General features: G+C 47.8%; 20 protein-coding genes. 16 read left to right on the forward strand and 4 right to left on the reverse strand.

Translation table 11 applies throughout. The features are described 5' to 3' along the window. The first annotated feature begins 153 nt into the window (after positions 1-153). The 8 genes from HY774_19460 (at position 154) to HY774_19495 (ending at position 6,939) form a co-directional block, all read left to right on the forward strand. Entirely contained in the window at positions 154-522 is a 369-nt protein-coding gene (locus HY774_19460; GenBank protein ID MBI4750669.1) for a hypothetical protein, read from the forward strand. A gap of 157 nt (positions 523-679) precedes the next feature. Beyond that, entirely contained in the window at positions 680-862 is a 183-nt protein-coding gene (locus HY774_19465) for a DUF433 domain-containing protein (protein MBI4750670.1), read from the forward strand. Positions 863-1,037: 175 nt separating this feature from the next. Continuing rightward, positions 1,038-1,178, forward strand: a complete 141-nt coding sequence (locus HY774_19470) for a hypothetical protein (protein ID MBI4750671.1) — start codon at positions 1,038-1,040, stop codon at positions 1,176-1,178. 118 nt (positions 1,179-1,296) lie between these two features. After that, entirely contained in the window at positions 1,297-1,875 is a 579-nt protein-coding gene (locus HY774_19475; GenBank protein MBI4750672.1) for a Uma2 family endonuclease, read from the forward strand. A 245-nt stretch (positions 1,876-2,120) separates the two neighbouring features. Further along, complete coding sequence (locus tag HY774_19480) at positions 2,121-2,357, forward strand: hypothetical protein (GenBank protein ID MBI4750673.1); 237 nt, start codon at positions 2,121-2,123, stop codon at positions 2,355-2,357. Positions 2,358-2,541: 184 nt separating this feature from the next. Beyond that, positions 2,542-4,239, forward strand: coding sequence for a hypothetical protein (locus HY774_19485; protein MBI4750674.1), 1,698 nt, complete (start codon positions 2,542-2,544; stop codon positions 4,237-4,239). 648 nt (positions 4,240-4,887) lie between these two features. Beyond that, entirely contained in the window at positions 4,888-6,210 is a 1,323-nt protein-coding gene (locus HY774_19490) for an ATP-binding protein (GenBank protein MBI4750675.1), read from the forward strand. 6 nt (positions 6,211-6,216) lie between these two features. Beyond that, on the forward strand, positions 6,217-6,939 hold the full coding sequence (locus HY774_19495; protein ID MBI4750676.1) for a hypothetical protein: 723 nt from the start codon (positions 6,217-6,219) through the stop codon (positions 6,937-6,939). A 108-nt stretch (positions 6,940-7,047) separates the two neighbouring features. On the opposite strand, the gene HY774_19500 is transcribed toward HY774_19495, so the two are convergent. Beyond that, a complete protein-coding gene (locus HY774_19500; GenBank protein ID MBI4750677.1) occupies positions 7,048-7,269 on the reverse strand; it encodes a hypothetical protein in 222 nt (73 codons plus the stop codon). A 69-nt stretch (positions 7,270-7,338) separates the two neighbouring features. Then, entirely contained in the window at positions 7,339-7,848 is a 510-nt protein-coding gene (locus HY774_19505; GenBank protein ID MBI4750678.1) for a DinB family protein, read from the reverse strand. Positions 7,849-8,053: 205 nt separating this feature from the next. Between HY774_19505 and HY774_19510 the strand changes: the two genes are divergently transcribed. Beyond that, positions 8,054-8,851: a hypothetical protein gene (locus tag HY774_19510; protein ID MBI4750679.1), complete on the forward strand. Its 798-nt coding sequence runs from the start codon at positions 8,054-8,056 to the stop codon at positions 8,849-8,851. Between the two features lie 58 nt (positions 8,852-8,909). On the opposite strand, the gene HY774_19515 is transcribed toward HY774_19510, so the two are convergent. Further along, positions 8,910-9,323 carry a hypothetical protein gene (locus HY774_19515; protein ID MBI4750680.1) on the reverse strand — a complete coding sequence of 138 codons (414 nt, stop codon included), beginning with the start codon at positions 9,321-9,323 and terminating at the stop codon, positions 8,910-8,912. Positions 9,324-9,585: 262 nt separating this feature from the next. On the opposite strand from HY774_19515, the gene HY774_19520 reads away from it, so the two are divergent. The 4 genes from HY774_19520 to HY774_19535 all read left to right on the forward strand — a co-directional run bounded on the left by HY774_19520 (position 9,586) and on the right by HY774_19535 (position 13,505). Then, positions 9,586-10,392: an alpha/beta hydrolase gene (locus tag HY774_19520; protein MBI4750681.1), complete on the forward strand. Its 807-nt coding sequence runs from the start codon at positions 9,586-9,588 to the stop codon at positions 10,390-10,392. A 128-nt stretch (positions 10,393-10,520) separates the two neighbouring features. Then, positions 10,521-10,937 carry an ester cyclase gene (locus HY774_19525; protein ID MBI4750682.1) on the forward strand — a complete coding sequence of 139 codons (417 nt, stop codon included), beginning with the start codon at positions 10,521-10,523 and terminating at the stop codon, positions 10,935-10,937. Between the two features lie 156 nt (positions 10,938-11,093). Further along, positions 11,094-11,606 (forward strand): DinB family protein, encoded by a 513-nt coding sequence (locus HY774_19530; GenBank protein MBI4750683.1) that lies wholly within the window; start codon positions 11,094-11,096, stop codon positions 11,604-11,606. A 438-nt stretch (positions 11,607-12,044) separates the two neighbouring features. Continuing rightward, a complete protein-coding gene (locus tag HY774_19535; protein MBI4750684.1) occupies positions 12,045-13,505 on the forward strand; it encodes a catalase in 1,461 nt (486 codons plus the stop codon). 93 nt (positions 13,506-13,598) lie between these two features. Here the strand turns inward: HY774_19535 and HY774_19540 are convergent, their stop codons facing one another. Beyond that, positions 13,599-15,986 carry a hypothetical protein gene (locus tag HY774_19540; protein MBI4750685.1) on the reverse strand — a complete coding sequence of 796 codons (2,388 nt, stop codon included), beginning with the start codon at positions 15,984-15,986 and terminating at the stop codon, positions 13,599-13,601. A gap of 361 nt (positions 15,987-16,347) precedes the next feature. Here HY774_19540 and HY774_19545 point away from each other — a divergent pair, with 361 nt between their 5' ends. From HY774_19545 to HY774_19555, 3 genes are all read left to right on the forward strand, one after another. After that, positions 16,348-16,884: a GNAT family N-acetyltransferase gene (locus HY774_19545; protein ID MBI4750686.1), complete on the forward strand. Its 537-nt coding sequence runs from the start codon at positions 16,348-16,350 to the stop codon at positions 16,882-16,884. Between the two features lie 285 nt (positions 16,885-17,169). After that, positions 17,170-18,120: a hypothetical protein gene (locus HY774_19550; protein ID MBI4750687.1), complete on the forward strand. Its 951-nt coding sequence runs from the start codon at positions 17,170-17,172 to the stop codon at positions 18,118-18,120. A gap of 331 nt (positions 18,121-18,451) precedes the next feature. Then, on the forward strand, positions 18,452-19,057 hold the full coding sequence (locus tag HY774_19555; GenBank protein MBI4750688.1) for a rhomboid family intramembrane serine protease: 606 nt from the start codon (positions 18,452-18,454) through the stop codon (positions 19,055-19,057). Position 19,058 lies beyond the last annotated feature (1 nt).

Here is a 19,058-nt window from a genome sequence, read left to right on the forward strand (position 1 = left end):
AATGCCATGAGCTGGAGTCGCACGGGCAGTAAAGCCCTCGCCGTTTTGAAAGTCGTTGAACTCAACCAACAATGGCCTTCCTTATGGGATTTCGAGGATTTGGCTGCCTAATCTTGATCACAGGATTTGTGACAGAAAGAATTAAACGGCGACATGGAGTCAGTGTACCCGGCCCGTGGCGCGATTGATCAGGTCATGGCGACGTTTTCGGACAAACGCGTCGGCTTTGACTTGAATGGAACTCCATTTGGAAACCTCGCGGATACCAGTTTTTATTCAACGGGTTACGACCGCTTCCACCTCAGTCAACTAGCGGATGGATATATCTACGAAAAGCCGTTTTCCGAATACGAAGCCTGCACGCTGGATGAACACTTTGTGACCGAACGGGACCTGCCCGAAATCCAGCGCCAGTTTCCCGACCCATACTGGCGGCCCCGCCCCAAAAACCTGGCGGAGTACTGGCAACAAATTCGCGACTATGCCGACATCCCCCGGCGCTATGGGAATGTCAAAAAGTAGCCAACGCTTTGGGGTGCAGCGGCTTGACGCAACTTTTCATACCAAAGCGGTGTCAAGCCACCACACTCCAAACATCGGAGTTTTCAACTTATCAGGCTTCTGGTAGAGTGCCTTCACAAACACGTAAATCATCCATTTAATAAGGAAGCACTCTCCAATGGAACGAATCACATTTAACCCGGACCAGTGTGGTGGGCGGCCCTGTATTCGAGGCATGCGCATCCGGGTGACAGACATTCTTGATCTCTTTGCGGCAGGGCTATCCGCAGAGCAAATCCTGGAAGAAATGCCTGATCTTGAAATGGCCGATTTACAGGCGGCTTTAAACCTGAATGAATAAGAAACCCTGAGCCATGAACCTTTCACGTGTAGGTTTCTGGTTTTGCACCTCGAAGAGCTGCAGTTCAGATAGCCGGTCGGTTGCGAGGCTTTGCGAGCTACCACCGGAGCCGATTAGTCTTCTGCCTCCCGCACCAGCCCCGCCCCGTTGGGGCGGGGCTGGTGCGGGAGATACGATGGTAGGCTTTGGGTCCGGTGGTAGGCCCAAAGCGGCCAACCGACCGGCTATCCGAACTGCAGCCTTTCAGGATGCCCACGCCAACACCCTCGCCGAAGACCACCGCATCAAACACAATCTTTGGAGTGCAGCGGCTTGACGCCGCTTTCATAGCAAAGCGTGAAGGAACTGAAATCAGTTTCCCGAAATCAAATTTGGCATTCCCGTCCTGATCTATTATTCTTTGAATATCCAATCAACGGCAGGAGAAATAGACAATGACCGTCGTGACTGAACCCCAGATTCATCTTTGGACCCGTGATGAGTACTACAAAATGACGGAAGCTGGTCTTTTTCAAGGAAAACACGTTGAACTGATTGAAGGACAGGTTATTGAAATGAGTCCAATGGGAAGCCTGCACGCTACGGCAGTCGCACTGGTTGGGAGAGCGTTGGAACAGGGATTCGGACCAGGATTCTTTGCCCGGTGGCAGATGCCGTTGAATGCCGGAAGTAAATCTGAACCGGAACCTGATATTGCGATTATTGAGGGAACGATTCGGCAGTTCAAAAATGCCCATCCACAAACAGCCATCCTGGTTGTAGAAGTAGCCGAAACTTCCCTTGCCTATGACCGGACTGACAAAGCCAGCCTCTATGCCCGGATGGGCATTCCAGAGTATTGGATTGTAAATCTGATTGACCGCCAGCTTGAAGTCCGGCGCAGCCCAGTTGTTAATGAGTTTCAGCCTTTCGGTTTCGGCTATTCCGAGATGATCATTCTCACTGAAGATCAGCACGTATCCTCACTTGAAAAGCCAGCGATTGCAATTGCTATCTCTGATATTTTACCGTGAGTTACAAGGTCTTAATGAGTTCATCTCACCAATTCATTCAATGAATGGATTTTTACCCACAAGACTGCATTTTTAAAGCATCAAACCAGTAGTAGAAAATGAGGCAATTTCCCTAACAAAGCGCTTGACGGATTTTTGCTTTTTCTTTAGGCTGTTTTCACAGCGTCTCAATTCAAAGATCAACCATAAACACTCTCAAAACAATGGGTAGCATCCATACGGAAAACACTACGGAGGGAAAACTAATGCCTTTGCTACAAGTAGGTTACTACCAACCACAGGCATTATTCGGCGTCTTACACGAAATGGACATTCCCAAAGGTGCGGAAATAACAATTGAGAAGGTAGAAAGTGGCATTTTATTAAAGCATCTGACCCCCGATGGAGTCTTAAACCGCCAGGGTTTAAGGGAATTGCTGAAAGAAAGAGCCATCGAAATGGCCGAACGTGACTTACAGATGGCTCAAGGGTGGTTTCCTTGAATAGAGATAGAATAAGAAAGGTTGATAGACCAATAGAAAATGGCTTGAGGTTGGTTGAGTTGTAAAATAGGCAAGAGAAAACGTCCGTTTTAGCTTTACTAAAGATCATGTAAAGGTGTTATTTCTTTACCTATCAGATTTTTTGAATAGTGGGATAGGTTAGGAGATTTTCAGGAGAATAAAAATGTGGAAGTTCACACTTTTAACATCACTGATTCTTGCACTTGGGATTTCCAGTGTTCTGGCTCAAACAGGTAGCCAAATTGCTCCGGGAGTACAAGAAAAAGTAGTTCAACAAATGATACTTGATGGCCAAGTGACAAGGGCTTGTGTCGAGGAAGCGGGTGGATTTACAAAAGTGGTTAGTGTTTTACCCGTTGATTTAAATGGGGATGGCAACCCTGAAATGATTATTTATGGACACAATTGTGCCTGTGTTGGTGCTCGGCGCTGTCAGCAATGGATATACGTCAATACAAAATCTGGTTACAAGCTGGTTTTTGGCCCTGGGCAGGTAGACGAAATTACTCCTCAAAAGACTGTTACAAACGGATATAAAGACCTACTGGTGGGTTTTGTGTCGGGGAATGATGGCTGGCAAGTTATTTATAAGTTTGATGGGATACGCTACCAAGAACAAAATAAAATGCTCTCAGGACTCGGACAAAAAAGTAAGACAAGAGTTAACAAACAATCTCAATCTCTAGGAGTTATACCCAAATTTATTACCGCTCTTCAGAATCAGAATTATAAAACTGTAATAGACCTTACCTATCAGTTTCAGGCTGAAGTAGAAGCAATCAAGAAAAGAAATCCGAAAGTTCTTTGGGAACGCTTAATTCAAGACTATTACAATAAGAAAGTTTCAGATTTTGAAATGAACCCAGGTTTTTGGCAGGATTATTTTGAAACAGTAGCAGGAAGCGGAGGGGATCCAACCAAACAAATTCGTGGTGCCTTAATTTACTTGCCATCATCATGTAAGTGGAAAATTACAGAAACCAGAACTCAAACTACTAGAAGTGTTTGGGATGGGAAAGTATATACCAGAACAACAACCTACGTTTCTGTAGTCTATCCAAATTATAATGATTCACCGGAAGTCGAAAATAGATTATTGAAAGAAACAATTTTGGAGTTTACAGAGGATGTGCCAAGTAAATTAATTTTAGGTATTTCAAGAGTTGCTAATGCTGATATCCAATGGCCTATCCCTCAATTAACTGAGGAATATGCAATTCAATCATTTGCTAATGCGCTTTCCGAAAAAGAAAAAGAACCCTATTTGGTATTAAATAGATTTATTTTTTCAAATGCAATAAGGTCCAGCAGATTAAGAGAACAGTATTCAAAACTATATAAAGATAAAGATAATACCTGGATAATACCTGGGCTTCAATTTACTAAAAATATAGAAGCTTTAAAAGAAATACTAACTAAACATGGCTTTAAAATTTACCCGGAAACATTTTCTCGACCAGGATTGTATGACTCTTATAGTTTTGCTCTGGTTGATCTACCAATTACTTGGAAGTCGTTTTCTTTATCCAGCGAGACGGATTTTCGTATTTTTGAAAAATTATCCTTCTCATTAAACTCATTGAAACAAAAGGAAGAATCAGCTACAGCCATTATTATAATGAACCATGAAGGGTGTACACCGATTTGTCAATTTTTAAGAGAGAGTTGGAAAAATGGAGTTGGTTATGCTTTTTACATTCAACAGGAAGGATACAATGGGAAACCCTTTAGAGACTTTCAAGGAAAACATGATGATGCAGGATATTTAAATGAAGATTTACAAAACTCACAAGAATCAAGAGAAGTATCCTTTTATTGGAAACCTCAGAAAGGCTGGTATATAACAGGAATTAAACATTAATCTTCAAATTACTATTTTCAAAGCTAAATACTCACCATTCGCGTAATAAAAATCTAGTTTGTCGAATTCTTTTTCCAGGTTTCTCCCTTTTTCGTTCAAAACTGGCTGGAAAACTGATATCACAAGAAATTTCTGAGCCTCAGTGCATCAAATTCAGAGATTGAATCTGAACTAATTGATTCAATCCTGTATGATTACAACTCAGAATTGAAGCGGATAAAAAAATTTCTACCTTTCTTGTTTCGTCAGGTATGTGATGAAAGACCAAAAAGCTGGACCAGACTTCATTTTGAAGAAGCTCAGGCTCAATTTTTGAGGGTTTGAGAGTCTTTCAAGACAATTTTAACAAAAACTGGAAAAGAATTTACGAAACAGGATTTTTATTACGCGAACGGTGAGTAAATAGTTGATAAAAACGTTCCTTTTTCCTTTCCATTTTGTTTGGCAAAACTCATAACTTGTTCTTTTCTTTTCTGAAAAGAGAAAATACCAAACTTCGGGTTTCACCGATCAAGACTCTAAACACCACCTATTGATTAGCCTTTTAGAATATCTCCTTTCCCTCTGGAAGCGCTTCCAAGAGTCATTTAAAGTGAAGTTTTCCAGCTCGCTTGTTAACTCTTCCTACAGGAAAAAACTCACCTCTCAATGTACATTAAATCGTTCCAACTCAAGGAGATCAAGGCTTTTTCAGATGTCAAATTCGACTTTGGCAAAGATGACCAGTATGCCGGGTGGAATGTCTTCGTCGGTGGGAATGCTTCGGGGAAATCTACCATTTTGAAAGGCATTGCGCTGGCTCTGGCTGGTCCAGTCGAAGGCCGCGTTTTGCTCCCGACGACTCAAGGGTGGCTTCGCTATTCGGCTGCCAGCGGGACAATTGACCTGGAACTGGTTTTTGACAAAGAGCACGATACCTTCAAAGGCAAAGGGGCGACACCGATTGGTCCCTTTTTTGCCGGGGTTCAGTGGCACAAGCCTTCCAAAGAAGATCAACTCCCCATCTTTGAAGCGAATAAAAAAAGCCGGTCCCCGCTGAAGATTGCAGAGCGAAGCCTGTGGAACACCAATGCTTCAGGATGGTTTTGTGCCGGGTATGGGCCAATGCGCCGGTTGACCGGGACTTCGGCAGATGCGATTCGCTTTACACTTGCCGGAGGAGTGATAAGCCGATTTCTGACGCTTTTCCGCGAGGACGCGGCACTCACCGAAAGTGAAGAATGGTTGAAAAAAGAGCACGCTCGTTCCTTGGAACAAGGAACGAATTCGCAATCAGCTCAACTTTTGGAAAATGTGACCAGCTTCCTCAATGATGGGCTTTTACCGAACAACATGAAGATTTCCAAAGTGACGGTTGATCAGGTGCTGCTGTCAAATCAGGAAGGGCTTGAGTTGCCCATGCGTGATTTAAGCGATGGATTTCGGAGCGTATATGCTCTCCTGCTGGACCTGATTCATAGTTTTGCGGAAGTGTATGGCGTTGAAGGACTTTTTACCAAAAACCCTGATTCTCCGTGGCAAATCAACAAACCGGGAGTTGTGTTGATTGATGAGGTAGAAGCCCATCTCCATCCGGTCTGGCAGCAGACACTCCCGGAATGGTTAAAGAGCCGGTTTCCACTGGTTCAATTCATTGTCACGACCCATAGTCCATTGATTGTGCAGGCAGCCAGTCCAGGTGGAATTTATGTTTTGCCGCTCCAAAATGAACCTCAACGGGCAGCTCGGCGACTGGATGATCATGAATATGAAAAAATCAGACTCGGAAGAGCTGAGAAAATCCTGTTAGGTGAAGCCTTTGGTTTGAAACAAACTCGGAGCACCTGGGCCAAAAAACAAATTGACCAGTGGAAACGACTCAAAGCGAAAAAAGAAGCCGAGGTTGAGCTGACCACTGCTGAGAAAAGCGATTTTGAAAGGTTGGAACGTGACATGCAGCTTGTTTTTGAGTTTCCAGAGAACCAGGAGTAGTGCCAAATGCGCCAGTTGCCTCCGCGAAAACCCTTGCCGCCAAGAACCCAGCTTAAACTTGCGCAAGAAACGACCAAAATCAAAGATTCTGCGGAACCTCAAAAAACAGCGCTTGCCCGCTACAAAAATGCACGTGACTGCAAGTGGTTCATTCCGGTAACCGATACCTTGAAGGAGCTGGCGGCCCCTGGCGAACGATGTATGTTTTGTAGTTCGAACGAACCATCTCAAGTGGAACACTACCGACCAAAAGCAATTTTTCCAACGCTTACATTCGTCTGGGAAAACTATTTGTGGGCTTGTGGTATTTGTAACCTGGCTAAACTCGATCAATTTCCGACTGAGGAACATCAGCGATTGATCAATCCACTTGATGAAAATGTATGGGACTATTTCTTGCTTGATGAGGAACATGGCCAGCCCATAGCCCGATGGGATGTGGCACTCAATGATAAAAATCCTCGGGCAGTTAAAACCTTGGAAATTCTGAACCTGGAACGAGAAGGATTGGAACGACCTCGTAAAGCACGGCTCAAAAACCTGAAACAGCAAATCAATGATAGCCTGAGGTTGTTAGATCACGGAGATCTCACCAGAGAAGACCTTCGTCAACGAATTCAAGACTGGCGTCAGGAGCCGCTTCAACCGGATATCGCCGATTACTTCCTCAACGGCCCAGGAAAAGCCAAAGAGCCCTTTCGAACGTTATTTCAAGTCCTTGAAGCTTGAAAGTTGCAACCACAAGGACGCAGAGGGTAAACTATTACCATCTATTTGAAACAAAAGCACTTATCCTTTCCCTTCTAAGTACAAATCCCCATAAAAGAAGGACGAAATTCAACCACCCGCTGGGAGAAACATTGGTTTTCGCCCGGATGGGCACTGGAACACACTGGTGAGCGAGTCGCCGAAAATCCCACGGAAAACGGAAGTCGGGCCAGTTTCCAGCGCCCATCCGGGCGCGAACCACTGGGAACCGAGATCCGGTGGTGTGCCCAAAGCGGCAAACCACCGGCTATTGTCCGGCGCCCATCCGGGCGAAAGCCAATTCGGAGTCACCGAAATTCCCTCCCCCATTTATAGGAACTTGTACTAAGTGATTGAGAATCTGATACTTCCTGGTTATCTTCACCACGCCCGAACGCCGCGTTTCTCCGCAAAATAAATCAAAATATCGAAATTTCCCGGCGACTGGCCAAGCATTCTTAGCAACAGCGCCACCTGTCCGCGATGGTGGACGGCGTGGTTGGCAGCGTGTTGCAACAATTCTCCAAGCGGCATTGATAGTTGTTCACCTCGATCATTTGGGTATTCAACAGACTGGGTCAGGTCTGCGTCGGTCAGCCCTTTCAAAAACTCACGAATGCTGGCTTCAACCTTGTTCCAACGTTCCATCAGGGATTCAACTGTTGGAAAATCAGCCGGGTTCAGGCGCGGGCCGCGTTTGGGGCCGCCACACCGGTCCGCCCACCCCAGTTCAACACTCAGAATATGGGTCATCGTGTTCTGGATTGACCCATAACTCCCTCCGACAGATTGTGTAAATTGCCCAGGTGGAAGGTGTGAAATCACTTCACAGAGCTTTCGGTTGGCCCAGTAACCATAATCGAACAACATTTCGAGATCTTTGACGGTCATTGCTTCCTCGCGCTTGATAGAAAAATGAAGAAACCCGAATTATGGAGTATAAAGCTGGCTTGTCAAAGTTCGCATTTCTCCGTAGAATGCCCCGGTTACAGCCACCAATCAAAAACCTCAGGACTCCTGACTGATAGTCCAGGCTTGAGAAGTTACGCTTCTTGTTGCTGGCAAGTCAGTCACTGTAAAAAAGGAATACCTTGTTATGACTGATGATACCTTAAAACTCTGGCAGGTCATTGTTTACGGAATCGAATATACGATTGATGAAGAAACACTCAAAGCCTGGATTCTGGCAGGAAAAATCCGCCACGAGGACCGGGTTAAGAAAGCTGGAACGAACTGGACTGAAGCCCGCAATGTTCCCAAACTACGGGAACTGTTAGCCCAGGCGGCGTCACTCCAGGTGAGTAACTCGCCCAGTCAAGAAAAAACCGAGACACCCGATAACTCCACAACGATTCGTCCCGGTACTTTTCCAAAGCAACCACCCCACCAATTCACCCCATCTCCTGGAGCCTGGAAAAAGGGAGATCTCCTCGTGGTTGAAGATGAATGCAAACTTCCCCATCGCTGCCTCAAATGTAATTCTGACAAAGATGTCGTTCGTTTAAATTACCAGTTTAGTTATCGCCCCCGCTGGCCACTGATTTTTATTCCGGTGATTGGAGCACTTCTGGTTATGCTCATCGTGGTTTTGCTTAGTCAACACAGGCAGATGGAAATTTGGCTCTGCCGGTCACACTATGAGACACGATATATGGCCAGTATTTTAGGTTGGGTGGTTTTTGTTCCAGGTTTCATTATTCTGGTTAACACGATGCGAACCAATGCCAGAATTGAATTTCTGATTTGCATGATGACTCTGGGAGCTTTTGGCATCGTGCTGGCCTTCTTTGGTCAAATTGCTCAGGTTCTGGAAATTCGAGATTCAGTCATGTATCTCAAAAAAGTTCATCCAGATTATGTGAAGCAATTCCCAGACTGGCCACACTTTATCTGAAACAAGGGCAGTTTTTGGGTTGGTGTCCAATGCGGACACCAACCGGAATTGCCGGATTTTACCGTGGAGCCAGCGCGGATAACCCAATCGCCGCCAGCCCAATCACAATATCGAGAATCACCACTCCGACAAACAACACAAAATTACAAACAAACCCAAAGATCCCCATTCCTTTTTTGAGCCCGGTTCGGAAGGTTCCGATGATTGACAGCGACAGGCCAATCAGAAACCCAAGCGGACCAAGTGAAAGGGCATAATAAATCAGCGAGATAAAGCACACATCGCTGGTTGTGCGCAGCATCTTGCTCCAGCGCTCGTCTGTGAAGATATCGCGCAGGGTTTCACTTCCCACGACTCCGAGCAACAACAGCACCATCATGCCCAGGTTCACAACGGCGATCAGTACCGACGTTTTGGCGAATTTTGAAGAACGGTTGAGAGCAACAGCGGGAGCAGGTTGGGTTGGTATCATAACTCATTCCAGTTCATAGATTTTTGGTATTCTACTCACGGAAAACACAGAAAACACGGAAAAAATCAACCACAACCTCACCAGCTCAGTATCAAGCCACCGCACTCCACTTTTTCAACTTGTCAGAATTTCAGTTCATCCGTAAGATAGCTGGCCTACCCCAACCGCCCTCACCGGGCAAATGTATCAGTACCTCATTAAAATTCAATATATTCAGCTACTTATATAATTATTCACGAGTTGATTTCAGGAGATTTTTTCTATGTCTGATTCGATGTTTCCATTTCGCTTTACCGATATTCAGCTTTCGACCGGAGTCCGCCTGCACTATGCCGAACAGGGGAACCCAGCCAACCCGCCAGTGATTTTGCTCCATGGGTACTCAGATTCGTGGTTTTCATATAGCCGGGTGATTGATGGGCTGGCCCAAACTACCCACGTTTTTGCCCTCGACCAGCGCGGGCACGGAGATTCTGACCAGCCGGAAACGGGATACAGCGTCCCTGATTTCGCGGCTGACGTCGTGGCCTTTCTGGATGCGATGAACCTTCCATCAGCGACGGTGGTGGGGCATTCGATGGGCAGTCTGGTGGCGCAACACGTTGCCTTTTCCGCCCCGGATCGGGTGGCACGGCTGGTTTTGATTGGTTCAGCCACGAACCTCCGCTGTCCGGAAGTTGCGGATTTACACCAGGCAGTCATTGCGCTGGATGACCCGGTACCAGTTGAATTTATCCGTGAATTTCAGGTCAGCACCATCTATTTCCCGATTCCGGATGCGTTTCTGGAACGCGCCATCACCGAAAGCCAGAAACTGTCAGCCAACGTCTGGCACAAAGTCATCACCAGCCTGGTTGACTTTGATTCCACCACGGAATTGAGCCGGATTCAATCACCAACTCTGATTTTGCGAGGTGATCACGACACAATTTTTCCGGCATCGGCCCAGCAGGCACTCGAAACCGGAATCGCCAATTCAAAAGTGAAAATATATCCAGAGACGGGCCATGCGCTCCATTGGGAGCGACCAGAGCAGTGGCTTGCGGATGTTCAGGAGTTTCTGAGATAACAGGTTCCGGGTTCCGGGTTCCGGGTTCCGGGTTCCGGGTTCCGGGTTCCGGGTTCCGGGTTCCGGGTTCCGGGTTCCGGGTTCCGGGTTCCGGGTTCCGGGTTCCGGGTTTTCGAACCAGTCACCTTATGAGTTTAGTTGAAACGAACAAAACCATTATTCGGGCCTTTGTTGAGGCAATCAATCACCAAGAATGGAATCGGTTGGATGAGCTGGTTTCTGCCGATTTCATTCGGTATAGTGTTGCAGCGGGGTCACCTGGTGTTCGAAGCCGGAATGACCTTAAACACTTTCTGCAGCAGGAGTTTGTCACCTTTCCAGATGCGATTGAAACCATTGAAGATCTATTTGGTGAAGGCGACAAAATCGCCGTTCGGCATCACTTTCAGGGAACGCAGCACGGACCAATGGGAAATTTCCCGCCAACCGGGAAAAGGATGAAAGCTGATTACCTGGCGATTTACCGTCTTGAGAATGGCCTGATTGTTGAAGCCTGGGCCGAATGGGACAACCTGAGTGGCCTGACTCAACTTGGACATCTGTAAATGTGGAATGTAAAATTGAGGATGAAGAATTGATCTGTTCCTGGTGACTGGTGCTTGGAAGGTATTGATCCCTAAGCACTCACCACTCAAAGGTTTCTTCATTCTCAATTCTTCATTCTTCATTCTCAATTCTTCATTCACTACGGAGGATTCACGATGGGTAATCTTGATATATACAAAGACCTGTTGCGGCATATGGAATGGGCGGATGCAACCGTCTGGACAGCGGTCCAGGCCCTGCCTCAATCCGAACCAGATTCCAAATTGCTGGGCTACCTTTCACATTTGCACATTGTCCAACAGGCGTTTTTACTGATCTGGAAAGGTGCTGAAATCGGAAGCACACTTCCCACGTTTGAAACCAATCAGGTTCTCCTTGAATGGGTTCGCTCAAAATACCCTGACATTTTTGCTCATCTTGACACGGTAACGGAGGATGATCTGGGAACGCCAACCCAAATGCCCTGGGCTGCCATGATTGAAAAACAACTGGGGTACAAACCACAGGTACCCACGCTGGGTGAAACCATCCTGCAAGTCGCCTCACACAGCACCCATCACCGTGGACAGGTCAATACGCGATTGAGAGAACTAGGTGGCGAGCCGCCAAGGGTTGATTATATCGCCTGGATTTGGATGGGTCGGCCTGCCCCCAACTGGCCAGGGTAAGGTTCGCTGGAGGTGGTGCCGCTGGGCCATTCGGCTTGCTGAAAAAGTGATCCAGCGGCATACTCTGGCAATTCTTTGCACACCACACAGTATCCTCCCCCAAGTTGATACTGATTGTGCCGGTACCACACGCTCTGATTTTTGAAACCTCAAAAATACTTTTTTCTCAATCATTTACTCAGTACCTCCCCCCTGAAAAACCTGGACGTCAAGCATCACACTGCCCTGCTTTTCCAAAACCAATGAGTCAGTACCACCGGCGTCAGTGGGTGGGGCTGTTTGCTTTCAACCCCACCCGCTCACGCAGGTGGTACTGACAAGTCCTTTATTTTCAACACCAGCCTGGCCTAACACAAAATCCAGTAGAAGCGGCGATACTTGACTGGATTCCACATCACGTTGCCGTTGTTTCCAACCGATTTGATAAGGAGACTTACCATGAGCGAACGCAAAACCCTGACCGATGAATCAGGTGCGCCAGTCGTTGATAACCAGCATTCCCAGACTGCCGGTCCAAATGGTCCGGTGCTGTTGCAAGACCATCACCTGGTTGAAAAACTGGCCCGCTTTAATCGTGAAAAAATCCCTGAACGGATTGTCCATGCCCGTGGATCAGCCGCCTATGGCTACTTTGAAGTTACCCACGATGTCACCAAATGGACCAAAGCCAAGTTTTTTAGTGAGATTGGCAAACGCACGGAAGTCTTCCTGCGCTTTTCAACCGTGGCGCTCGAACGTGGATCCGCCGATACGGTGCGTGACCCGCGCGGGTTTGCCATCAAGTTTTATACTGAAGAAGGCAACTATGATCTGGTCGGCAATAACACGCCGATCTTTTTTATTCGAGATCCACAGAAATTCCCTGATTTCATTCACTCACAGAAACGCGACCCCTACACCCACGTGCAGGATCCAAACAACGCCTGGGACTTCTTTTCCCATTCACCGGAACTGACACATCAATTCACCTGGCTCCACGGAGATCGCGGCATCCCATACTCCTACCGCCACATGGACGGCTTTGGCTCGCATACCTATCAATGGATGAATGCCCAGGGCGAAGCCTTTTGGGTGAAATATCACTTCAAAACCGATCAAGGAATTAAATGCCTGCCAGCGGCTGAAGCGGCCCGGATTGCTGGTGAAAACCCGAATTTCCACCACCTGGATTTGCTCCACGCCATTGACCGGGGTGATTTTCCATCCTGGACGCTCAAAATGCAGATTATGCCGGTGGCCGATGCGGCCAACTATCGGTTTAACCCATTTGATTTGACCAAAGTCTGGCCGTATGCCGATTATCCGTTGATCGAAGTTGGAAAACTGGTGCTCAATCGCAATCCAGACAACTATTTCGCCGATGTTGAACAATCAGCGTTCAATCCGGCGAATTTTGTCCCCGGCATTGGCCCATCACCAGACAAGATGTTGCAGGGCCGACTGTTTGCCTATGGAGACGCCCACCGGTACCGGCTTGGCGTCAACCATACCCATCTTCCCGTCAATCGCCCACACGCCACTGAAGCGCACAACTATGGTCGCGATGGTGCGATGCGTTTTGACGGCAATGGCGGGCGGTCAAAGAATTACGAACCCAACAGCCACGGCGGGCCCGTCCAGTCAAACGAACTGCACTATGCCGGGATTCCGGTTCAGGGCGTGACAGGCTCACATGCCTGGGAACACCATGCCGAAGGTGATGACTTTGTCCAGGCCGGGAGTCTCTACCGGGTGATGAGCGAAGAGGAGAAAGAACGACTGATTGCCAATCTTGCCGGAAGTCTGGCTCAGGTAACCCGTGATGATGTGATCGAGCGCAGCATCGGCTCTTTCCGCAAGGCTGATGCCGACTATGGCGAACGACTCGCCCAGGCGGTGCAGGCATTGCGTTCCGCCTGAGATAAAGTTGAGTTCATCCAAAAATGGGCTGAAGCGATGTGCGCTCCAGCCCATTTTTTTGGAAGTTTTTTTCACCTTGAACCAAAAGTTGTGTCACCCACCAGAAACTACGGTTGATTCAAGGCTTTGCGTACTGGCTGAAATCGGTCGTTGACTGGATAACACCAGGTAGGCCAGCACATAGGCGACTACGCCAAAGAGCGCGGTATAAAAAAAACCAATCGTCATGGCAATCGCCAGGGAAAAAACACTGGCCAACACGCTGGCAATCCCGTTCATAGCCCAAAACCAGGGCATATTCTGGTTTGAGAACAAACCCATTCCAGTCGGGAAAGCAAACCCCATGACCAATCCAGCCGGAAAGAGCAACACCACGCTCACCAGTAAGCGCAGAAAGAAGGTCCACCCAAGCGTGGCTTCAAACACCGGCGTCAGAAGCAGATTCACTCCCAGCACCAGGAGCGGCAGCAACATCCCCCAGTTCTGAATCTTTAACACCGAAAGCCGCGAAGCTGTGAGCGACCCCAAACCAGCACTCAGCAGTAAGGTTGCCAGAACCACGGTCGTGGCATAGCTCGGATGACCAAGATAGAGTACAAACCGTTGCATCCAGGGAACTTCAACCAGCATAAAGGCCAGTCCAATGCACCAGAAATAGCTACTTCCACGCCAAAAATCAGAAGACCTTTCCCAATTCTGCCGGAACAAAAATGGAATCAGGAAAAGTCCAATGGTTAAACCACTAATGAGCCCAAGCAATGTTCTCAATAAAGCAACCGAATGCTCATTTTTTGAAAGTGAACTCAGGATTTGTTTATCAATTGATTTCCACAACGAAATGGTTTGGAAAAAAAATGGTTGATCATCGGTCGGAGGAGCTAAATTCAACCCAGCCGATGTGTATTTTTCGGTGCCTTGCTGAAAGACCTCGGCGATGGGTGAATCAGCCGGGGTTTCAGATGAGACTGGCCAATGACGGACAAACCCACGCTCAGTACAAATCTGATCAATTTTTGCAATTTGCGCTGGATCAAATGGAGTTCGCGAAAGAATCAGCGTACAGAGGGCTCCAGCCTGTAGGGCGCAGAGGTGCTGGCGAGGATCGGCAATTCCTTCTAATTTCAATGCCTGATTGGCCAGGACCATCAGCCGCAGGGTTTCGAGGCGATTTGGTCCGCCAAACCAGCGGCTGATGGAAATCATTCCAGTCGGAGAGGTTCGCTGCCAGTACAATCGAAACGCCTCCACGGTGTACAGATAGTTTTCCGATAAGGTAAAGGCTCCCGCCGCCGTGGCTGCCCAGCTATCAATCAGTGAAATTTGAATCATCCCGTAATTGCCAGCCGAATGCGTCAGGAAGCTGCGCCCCTCGCTTACATAGGGAGTCACCCCTGGTAAGTGATACACATCCCCGGAATATTCGCGAAACGGGCCAGATAAGGCCGCGACAATATGGGCATTGAGTTCAACGGCATCAACCTGCTTCACTCGAGCTTTCACGGCTGTCAAAATGTCACGCCCGCCCCCGCCGCCAATCACACAGGCTCGATTAATCGGGCGAAGTTGATAGCCTACGGTCGTGACGTCAAAATCAAGGAATTTGAGGTCTTGAGGGGTTCCTTTCAGTTGGGTGATTGGTGTGCCAGCCGAGCCGTCTTGTTGGAGCCAAAGCTGGTCAATCGGTTCCGGAACGTACTTCCTTCCGGCGCCCCACAGAAATGAATTGGTTAACTGGTTGCCGAAAAAGGTATTTGGAAAAATTGTAATCCGCGCCGTCGGCGTCCATTTTTCATATAAGGTGGCGGTGCCCTCAACATTAAATTTTGAGTATCGAAGCTGAACGGGTTCTCCCCAGAAAAAAATTCCAATCAGGAAAACCATCATCAGACCTGGTCCCATCGAGATCTTTTTCTTCAATACACAGGCCGCAATCAATGGAAGAAACCCGGCTCCGGCACAAATAACCGGCGTTGGAATCGTGTTCATCAATGGGACAAGGGCCAGGGCGCCACATGTCGCGCCCAGTAAGTCAGCCGCATACATCCGGCCAATATCGGCCCCTCTGGCCTGCATCAACAGGAGGCACACCGCCCCGCCCAAAAACAAGAGCGGCAAAAAGACACAGGCCACCATCAAATAGGTCTCATAATCCAGAAAAATCTGCTGGTCCGGCAACAGATTGGTCCGCGGCGTAATCATTTTCCCCTTCAACAAAACAATGATTGAAAGCGGCACCACCACCCCTGAAACCAGTAACAGTCGCTCTAACCAGGATTCGCCTGGTTTCTTTAATGAAAACCAAACCCCAGGAACGCCAAGGCCAAGCATTGCCAGTGAAACTGCCAGAAAGGCAAAGTGATACCAGGAGACGACACTTAAAATTCGGGTAATGGCGATTTCAAATAACAAAACTGCGCACGAAACAAGGGCAATGGCAATATAAGACCTTACCAGAGAAGGGGTTGACGAAGGATAGGACATAACAAGCAGGTGTTTCCTTAAAGACTGGGGGACACAAAGGCAGGAGGCAGTCTGATGGTTAAAAAGCCCGGTGATTATAGGTGGTTTCAGAATTCAGACAAGCCTCGCGTTTCAGAAAAAAACCAGCGCCTTGTCAGTCAGAGCTATCCGCAGGCACAATTCGGCTCCAGTTGTGAAGAAGTACTATTTTCGGGCCTGGGAAGTATGGCTTTTAAAAAGTAAGGGACTTCCTGACAATTCCAATTCATTTCTAACCACGAAATACACGAAATACACAAAAAATCAACCACTTCCAAAATCTAACCACCTGGTTCACTTATGACAAAGAACCGAATCCCAAAATAAGACGAGTGAATTGTTTATGCAGGAGTTGAATGCCCCAAAGTTGGTTTCCATTCGCAGAGTTGATCACACTCAAACGATCTTTATTGATGGACTTGCGGAACTGCTGATTGATTCAGTCTCCAATGGTGCGTCGGTGGGATTTCTCAACCCGGTCACTTCCAGCACCGCGAAAGCATACTGGCATCATGTGTTTTCAACGCCGGAGGACGAGCTGGTGTTATGGGTCGCAACGTGTGAGGAAACGATTGTTGGTTCGGTGCAACTGGCGCTCTGCCCGAAGGAAAATGGCCGCCATCGAGCTGAAGTCCAGAAACTGATGGTGCATTCAACCGCACGTGGACACCGGATTGCCTCGCGATTGATGCAAACCCTCGAAACATATGCCCTCCAAAACGGTCGGTTTTTGCTGGTCCTTGACACCGAAGCCGGCTCACCCGCCGAAAGCGTTTACCAGCATTTGAACTGGCAGAAAGCGGGTGAAATTCCAGATTATGCCCGGAATGCGGCGGGGCAGTTGCACGCAACAGCCTATTATTTCAAATTGCTGCGATGAAATCGTTTCCAGGTGTTTTCACCTTTATTTTGGTCAGGTTTATTTTCACTGGTCGCTTTAGACGGAAGATGTGATAGGATGGTGCGCCATCTGGATTGGGATCGCTTGAGGTAGGTCAGGTTTTTGCCGCTGCCTCTATCACCGCCAGGTGAAACCGATTTTATAAATTAGAATAAAATTCGGAACTATCCAGGTCTTTCCATTCAGCAGTCAGTTGCCACCCAGTGAACTTTAAGGGAATTGGTACTTGAATCAAAAAGTCTGATCAACAAAGGAGTATGGACGATGCCGATTTCTGTTACCTGTCAATGCGGGAAGTTTTATAGCTTAAAAGATGAATTTGCCGGCCAACTGGTCACCTGCCCAGGCTGTGGGGTCAATTTTCAAGTTGGCAATCCCCAACCATATTCACAACCACCTGTCGTTCCAGGATATGGGTTGCCTGGGGCGCCACCACGCTACCAGCAACCAGCCCAACAATTTACCGGAGATCCGGCCTTTAACCGTAACAAGTTCTTGTTAAATCAAAAGATGCTGACCATCAATGAAAAATACGTGGTGTGCGATGAGAATGGGAATCCCATCCTCTACATTGAGCGACCAGCCCATCTGCTGCGCAATCTTGGGGCGGTTTTAGCTGGAATCGTTGGAGGCGCTCTCGTGGCGGCGTTTTTTATTTTGCTGGCCTCCGTGCTCCCCGAGTCAATCCGATTCATTCCAGGTGTGTTAGCGCCAGTGGGCTTTATTACTGTCCTGCTTGTGCTCATCATTCTGCTCCAGCAAAAACGCCATGTGACAGTCTATCGGGACGAAAGCAAACAATCGCCGCTCCTCACTATTTTTCAGGACAAGAAATTCGAACTGATTGCCGCCACCTTTACAATCAGAGATGCCCAGGGTGTCGAACTGGCCCGGTTTCGAAAAAATTACCTGTACAACCTTTTTCGCAAACAGTGGGAATGTTATACCCCTGACGGCAGAGTCATCTGTAAAGCCAAAGAAGATTCAATTATTTTGTCGCTGTTACGGCGGCTGATTGGCCCACTTTTTGGGATACTGCGAACCAATTTTATTTTCCTCCAGGGCGAGACAGAAAACGTGATTGGTGAATTCAATCGGAAATTCACAATTCAGGATTGTTATGTACTGGATATGAGTGCTGATTATCAGCAAACGCTTGATCGAAGGCTTGCGGTCGCCATGGGCGTCATGCTCGACACGGGTGAGCGCCGTTAAACATAGGTTGTAGAATAATTTATACCATTTTGGAATGAAGTCCCCTTATTACGGCGAGGCTCAACTATTGAAAAAATTGTATTCCCCTTAGCCCTTAGCCCGATACCCTCAGCCCAAAATGGTAGTACCGTCTCTTCCAGACAGACCTCAGGTAAAGCCAATCACCTGTAAACCAAAACAGTGGAGGTGGTCACCGATGATGGATCACAATGATTCCTTCGCTAAACCTCAACCGAACCCGGTCCCTGGTTTCAATCAGACCCCGTTGAAGATCACCGAAGATATGTTGGACGGGCCAGCCCCTGAGACCAGAATTGATTTTGAGCGAGGCATGTCGTATTTCCCACGACTGACGATCCTGCTCATTATAACCAACGTTGTTATCTTTATATGGCAACTGGTATCGGGAGCACTCAATAGCAAAGAAGCCATCATTGCCGGCGGAGCACTGGAACGCGAACGGCTTCTCAGTGGGGAAATATGGCGACTGGTCACCCCGATGGTGCTGCATGGAAGCATTGATCACCTGATTGGTAATTGCCTGGCGCTCTACGTTCTTGGCATGGCCTGTGAACATGTCTTGAGTCTCCCGCAAGTTGGGGTCATTTATCTGGTTAGCGGAATCTGTGGTTCGCTCCTGAGCGTCCTGGCCCAGCCGGGCCCGTCAGTTGGGGCCTCGGGAGCGATTTTTGGACTGATGGCGGCGACCGTCGTGTTTTTGTACCGATACCAGAAAGCATTTTATGTCCGTGACCACCGGATTGGCTTTGTCATTGCTGCCTGGGGACTCTATACCATTGCAACCGGGTTTCTCACGCCCTATGTTGATAATTTTGCCCACATTGGCGGAGCAATTGGCGGGGCAGTGGCGATGTGGGTTCAAACCCCAGCACGATTGATCACCCTTCAGGCAATTGCCAATCCACCACAAACATGAT

This window comes from Acidobacteriota bacterium (assembly GCA_016208495.1).
Taxonomy (GTDB): Bacteria; Acidobacteriota; Blastocatellia; order Chloracidobacteriales; family Chloracidobacteriaceae; genus JACQXX01.

What these genes read in the sequence shown, in the direction of transcription:
- HY774_19460 (MBI4750669.1), top strand. Translation starts at nt 154, where the DNA reads ATGGAGTCAGTGTACCCGGCCCGTGGCGCGATTGATCAGGTCATGGCG.
- HY774_19465 (MBI4750670.1), top strand. Translation starts at nt 680, where the DNA reads ATGGAACGAATCACATTTAACCCGGACCAGTGTGGTGGGCGGCCCTGT.
- HY774_19470 (MBI4750671.1), top strand. Translation starts at nt 1,038, where the DNA reads ATGGTAGGCTTTGGGTCCGGTGGTAGGCCCAAAGCGGCCAACCGACCG.
- HY774_19475 (MBI4750672.1), top strand. Translation starts at nt 1,297, where the DNA reads ATGACCGTCGTGACTGAACCCCAGATTCATCTTTGGACCCGTGATGAG.
- HY774_19480 (MBI4750673.1), top strand. Translation starts at nt 2,121, where the DNA reads ATGCCTTTGCTACAAGTAGGTTACTACCAACCACAGGCATTATTCGGC.
- HY774_19485 (MBI4750674.1), top strand. Translation starts at nt 2,542, where the DNA reads ATGTGGAAGTTCACACTTTTAACATCACTGATTCTTGCACTTGGGATT.
- HY774_19490 (MBI4750675.1), top strand. Translation starts at nt 4,888, where the DNA reads ATGTACATTAAATCGTTCCAACTCAAGGAGATCAAGGCTTTTTCAGAT.
- HY774_19495 (MBI4750676.1), top strand. Translation starts at nt 6,217, where the DNA reads ATGCGCCAGTTGCCTCCGCGAAAACCCTTGCCGCCAAGAACCCAGCTT.
- HY774_19505 (MBI4750678.1), bottom strand. Translation starts at nt 7,848, where the DNA reads ATGACCGTCAAAGATCTCGAAATGTTGTTCGATTATGGTTACTGGGCC.
- HY774_19510 (MBI4750679.1), top strand. Translation starts at nt 8,054, where the DNA reads ATGACTGATGATACCTTAAAACTCTGGCAGGTCATTGTTTACGGAATC.
- HY774_19515 (MBI4750680.1), bottom strand. Translation starts at nt 9,323, where the DNA reads ATGATACCAACCCAACCTGCTCCCGCTGTTGCTCTCAACCGTTCTTCA.
- HY774_19520 (MBI4750681.1), top strand. Translation starts at nt 9,586, where the DNA reads ATGTCTGATTCGATGTTTCCATTTCGCTTTACCGATATTCAGCTTTCG.
- HY774_19525 (MBI4750682.1), top strand. Translation starts at nt 10,521, where the DNA reads ATGAGTTTAGTTGAAACGAACAAAACCATTATTCGGGCCTTTGTTGAG.
- HY774_19530 (MBI4750683.1), top strand. Translation starts at nt 11,094, where the DNA reads ATGGGTAATCTTGATATATACAAAGACCTGTTGCGGCATATGGAATGG.
- HY774_19535 (MBI4750684.1), top strand. Translation starts at nt 12,045, where the DNA reads ATGAGCGAACGCAAAACCCTGACCGATGAATCAGGTGCGCCAGTCGTT.
- HY774_19540 (MBI4750685.1), bottom strand. Translation starts at nt 15,986, where the DNA reads ATGTCCTATCCTTCGTCAACCCCTTCTCTGGTAAGGTCTTATATTGCC.
- HY774_19545 (MBI4750686.1), top strand. Translation starts at nt 16,348, where the DNA reads ATGCAGGAGTTGAATGCCCCAAAGTTGGTTTCCATTCGCAGAGTTGAT.
- HY774_19550 (MBI4750687.1), top strand. Translation starts at nt 17,170, where the DNA reads ATGCCGATTTCTGTTACCTGTCAATGCGGGAAGTTTTATAGCTTAAAA.
- HY774_19555 (MBI4750688.1), top strand. Translation starts at nt 18,452, where the DNA reads ATGTCGTATTTCCCACGACTGACGATCCTGCTCATTATAACCAACGTT.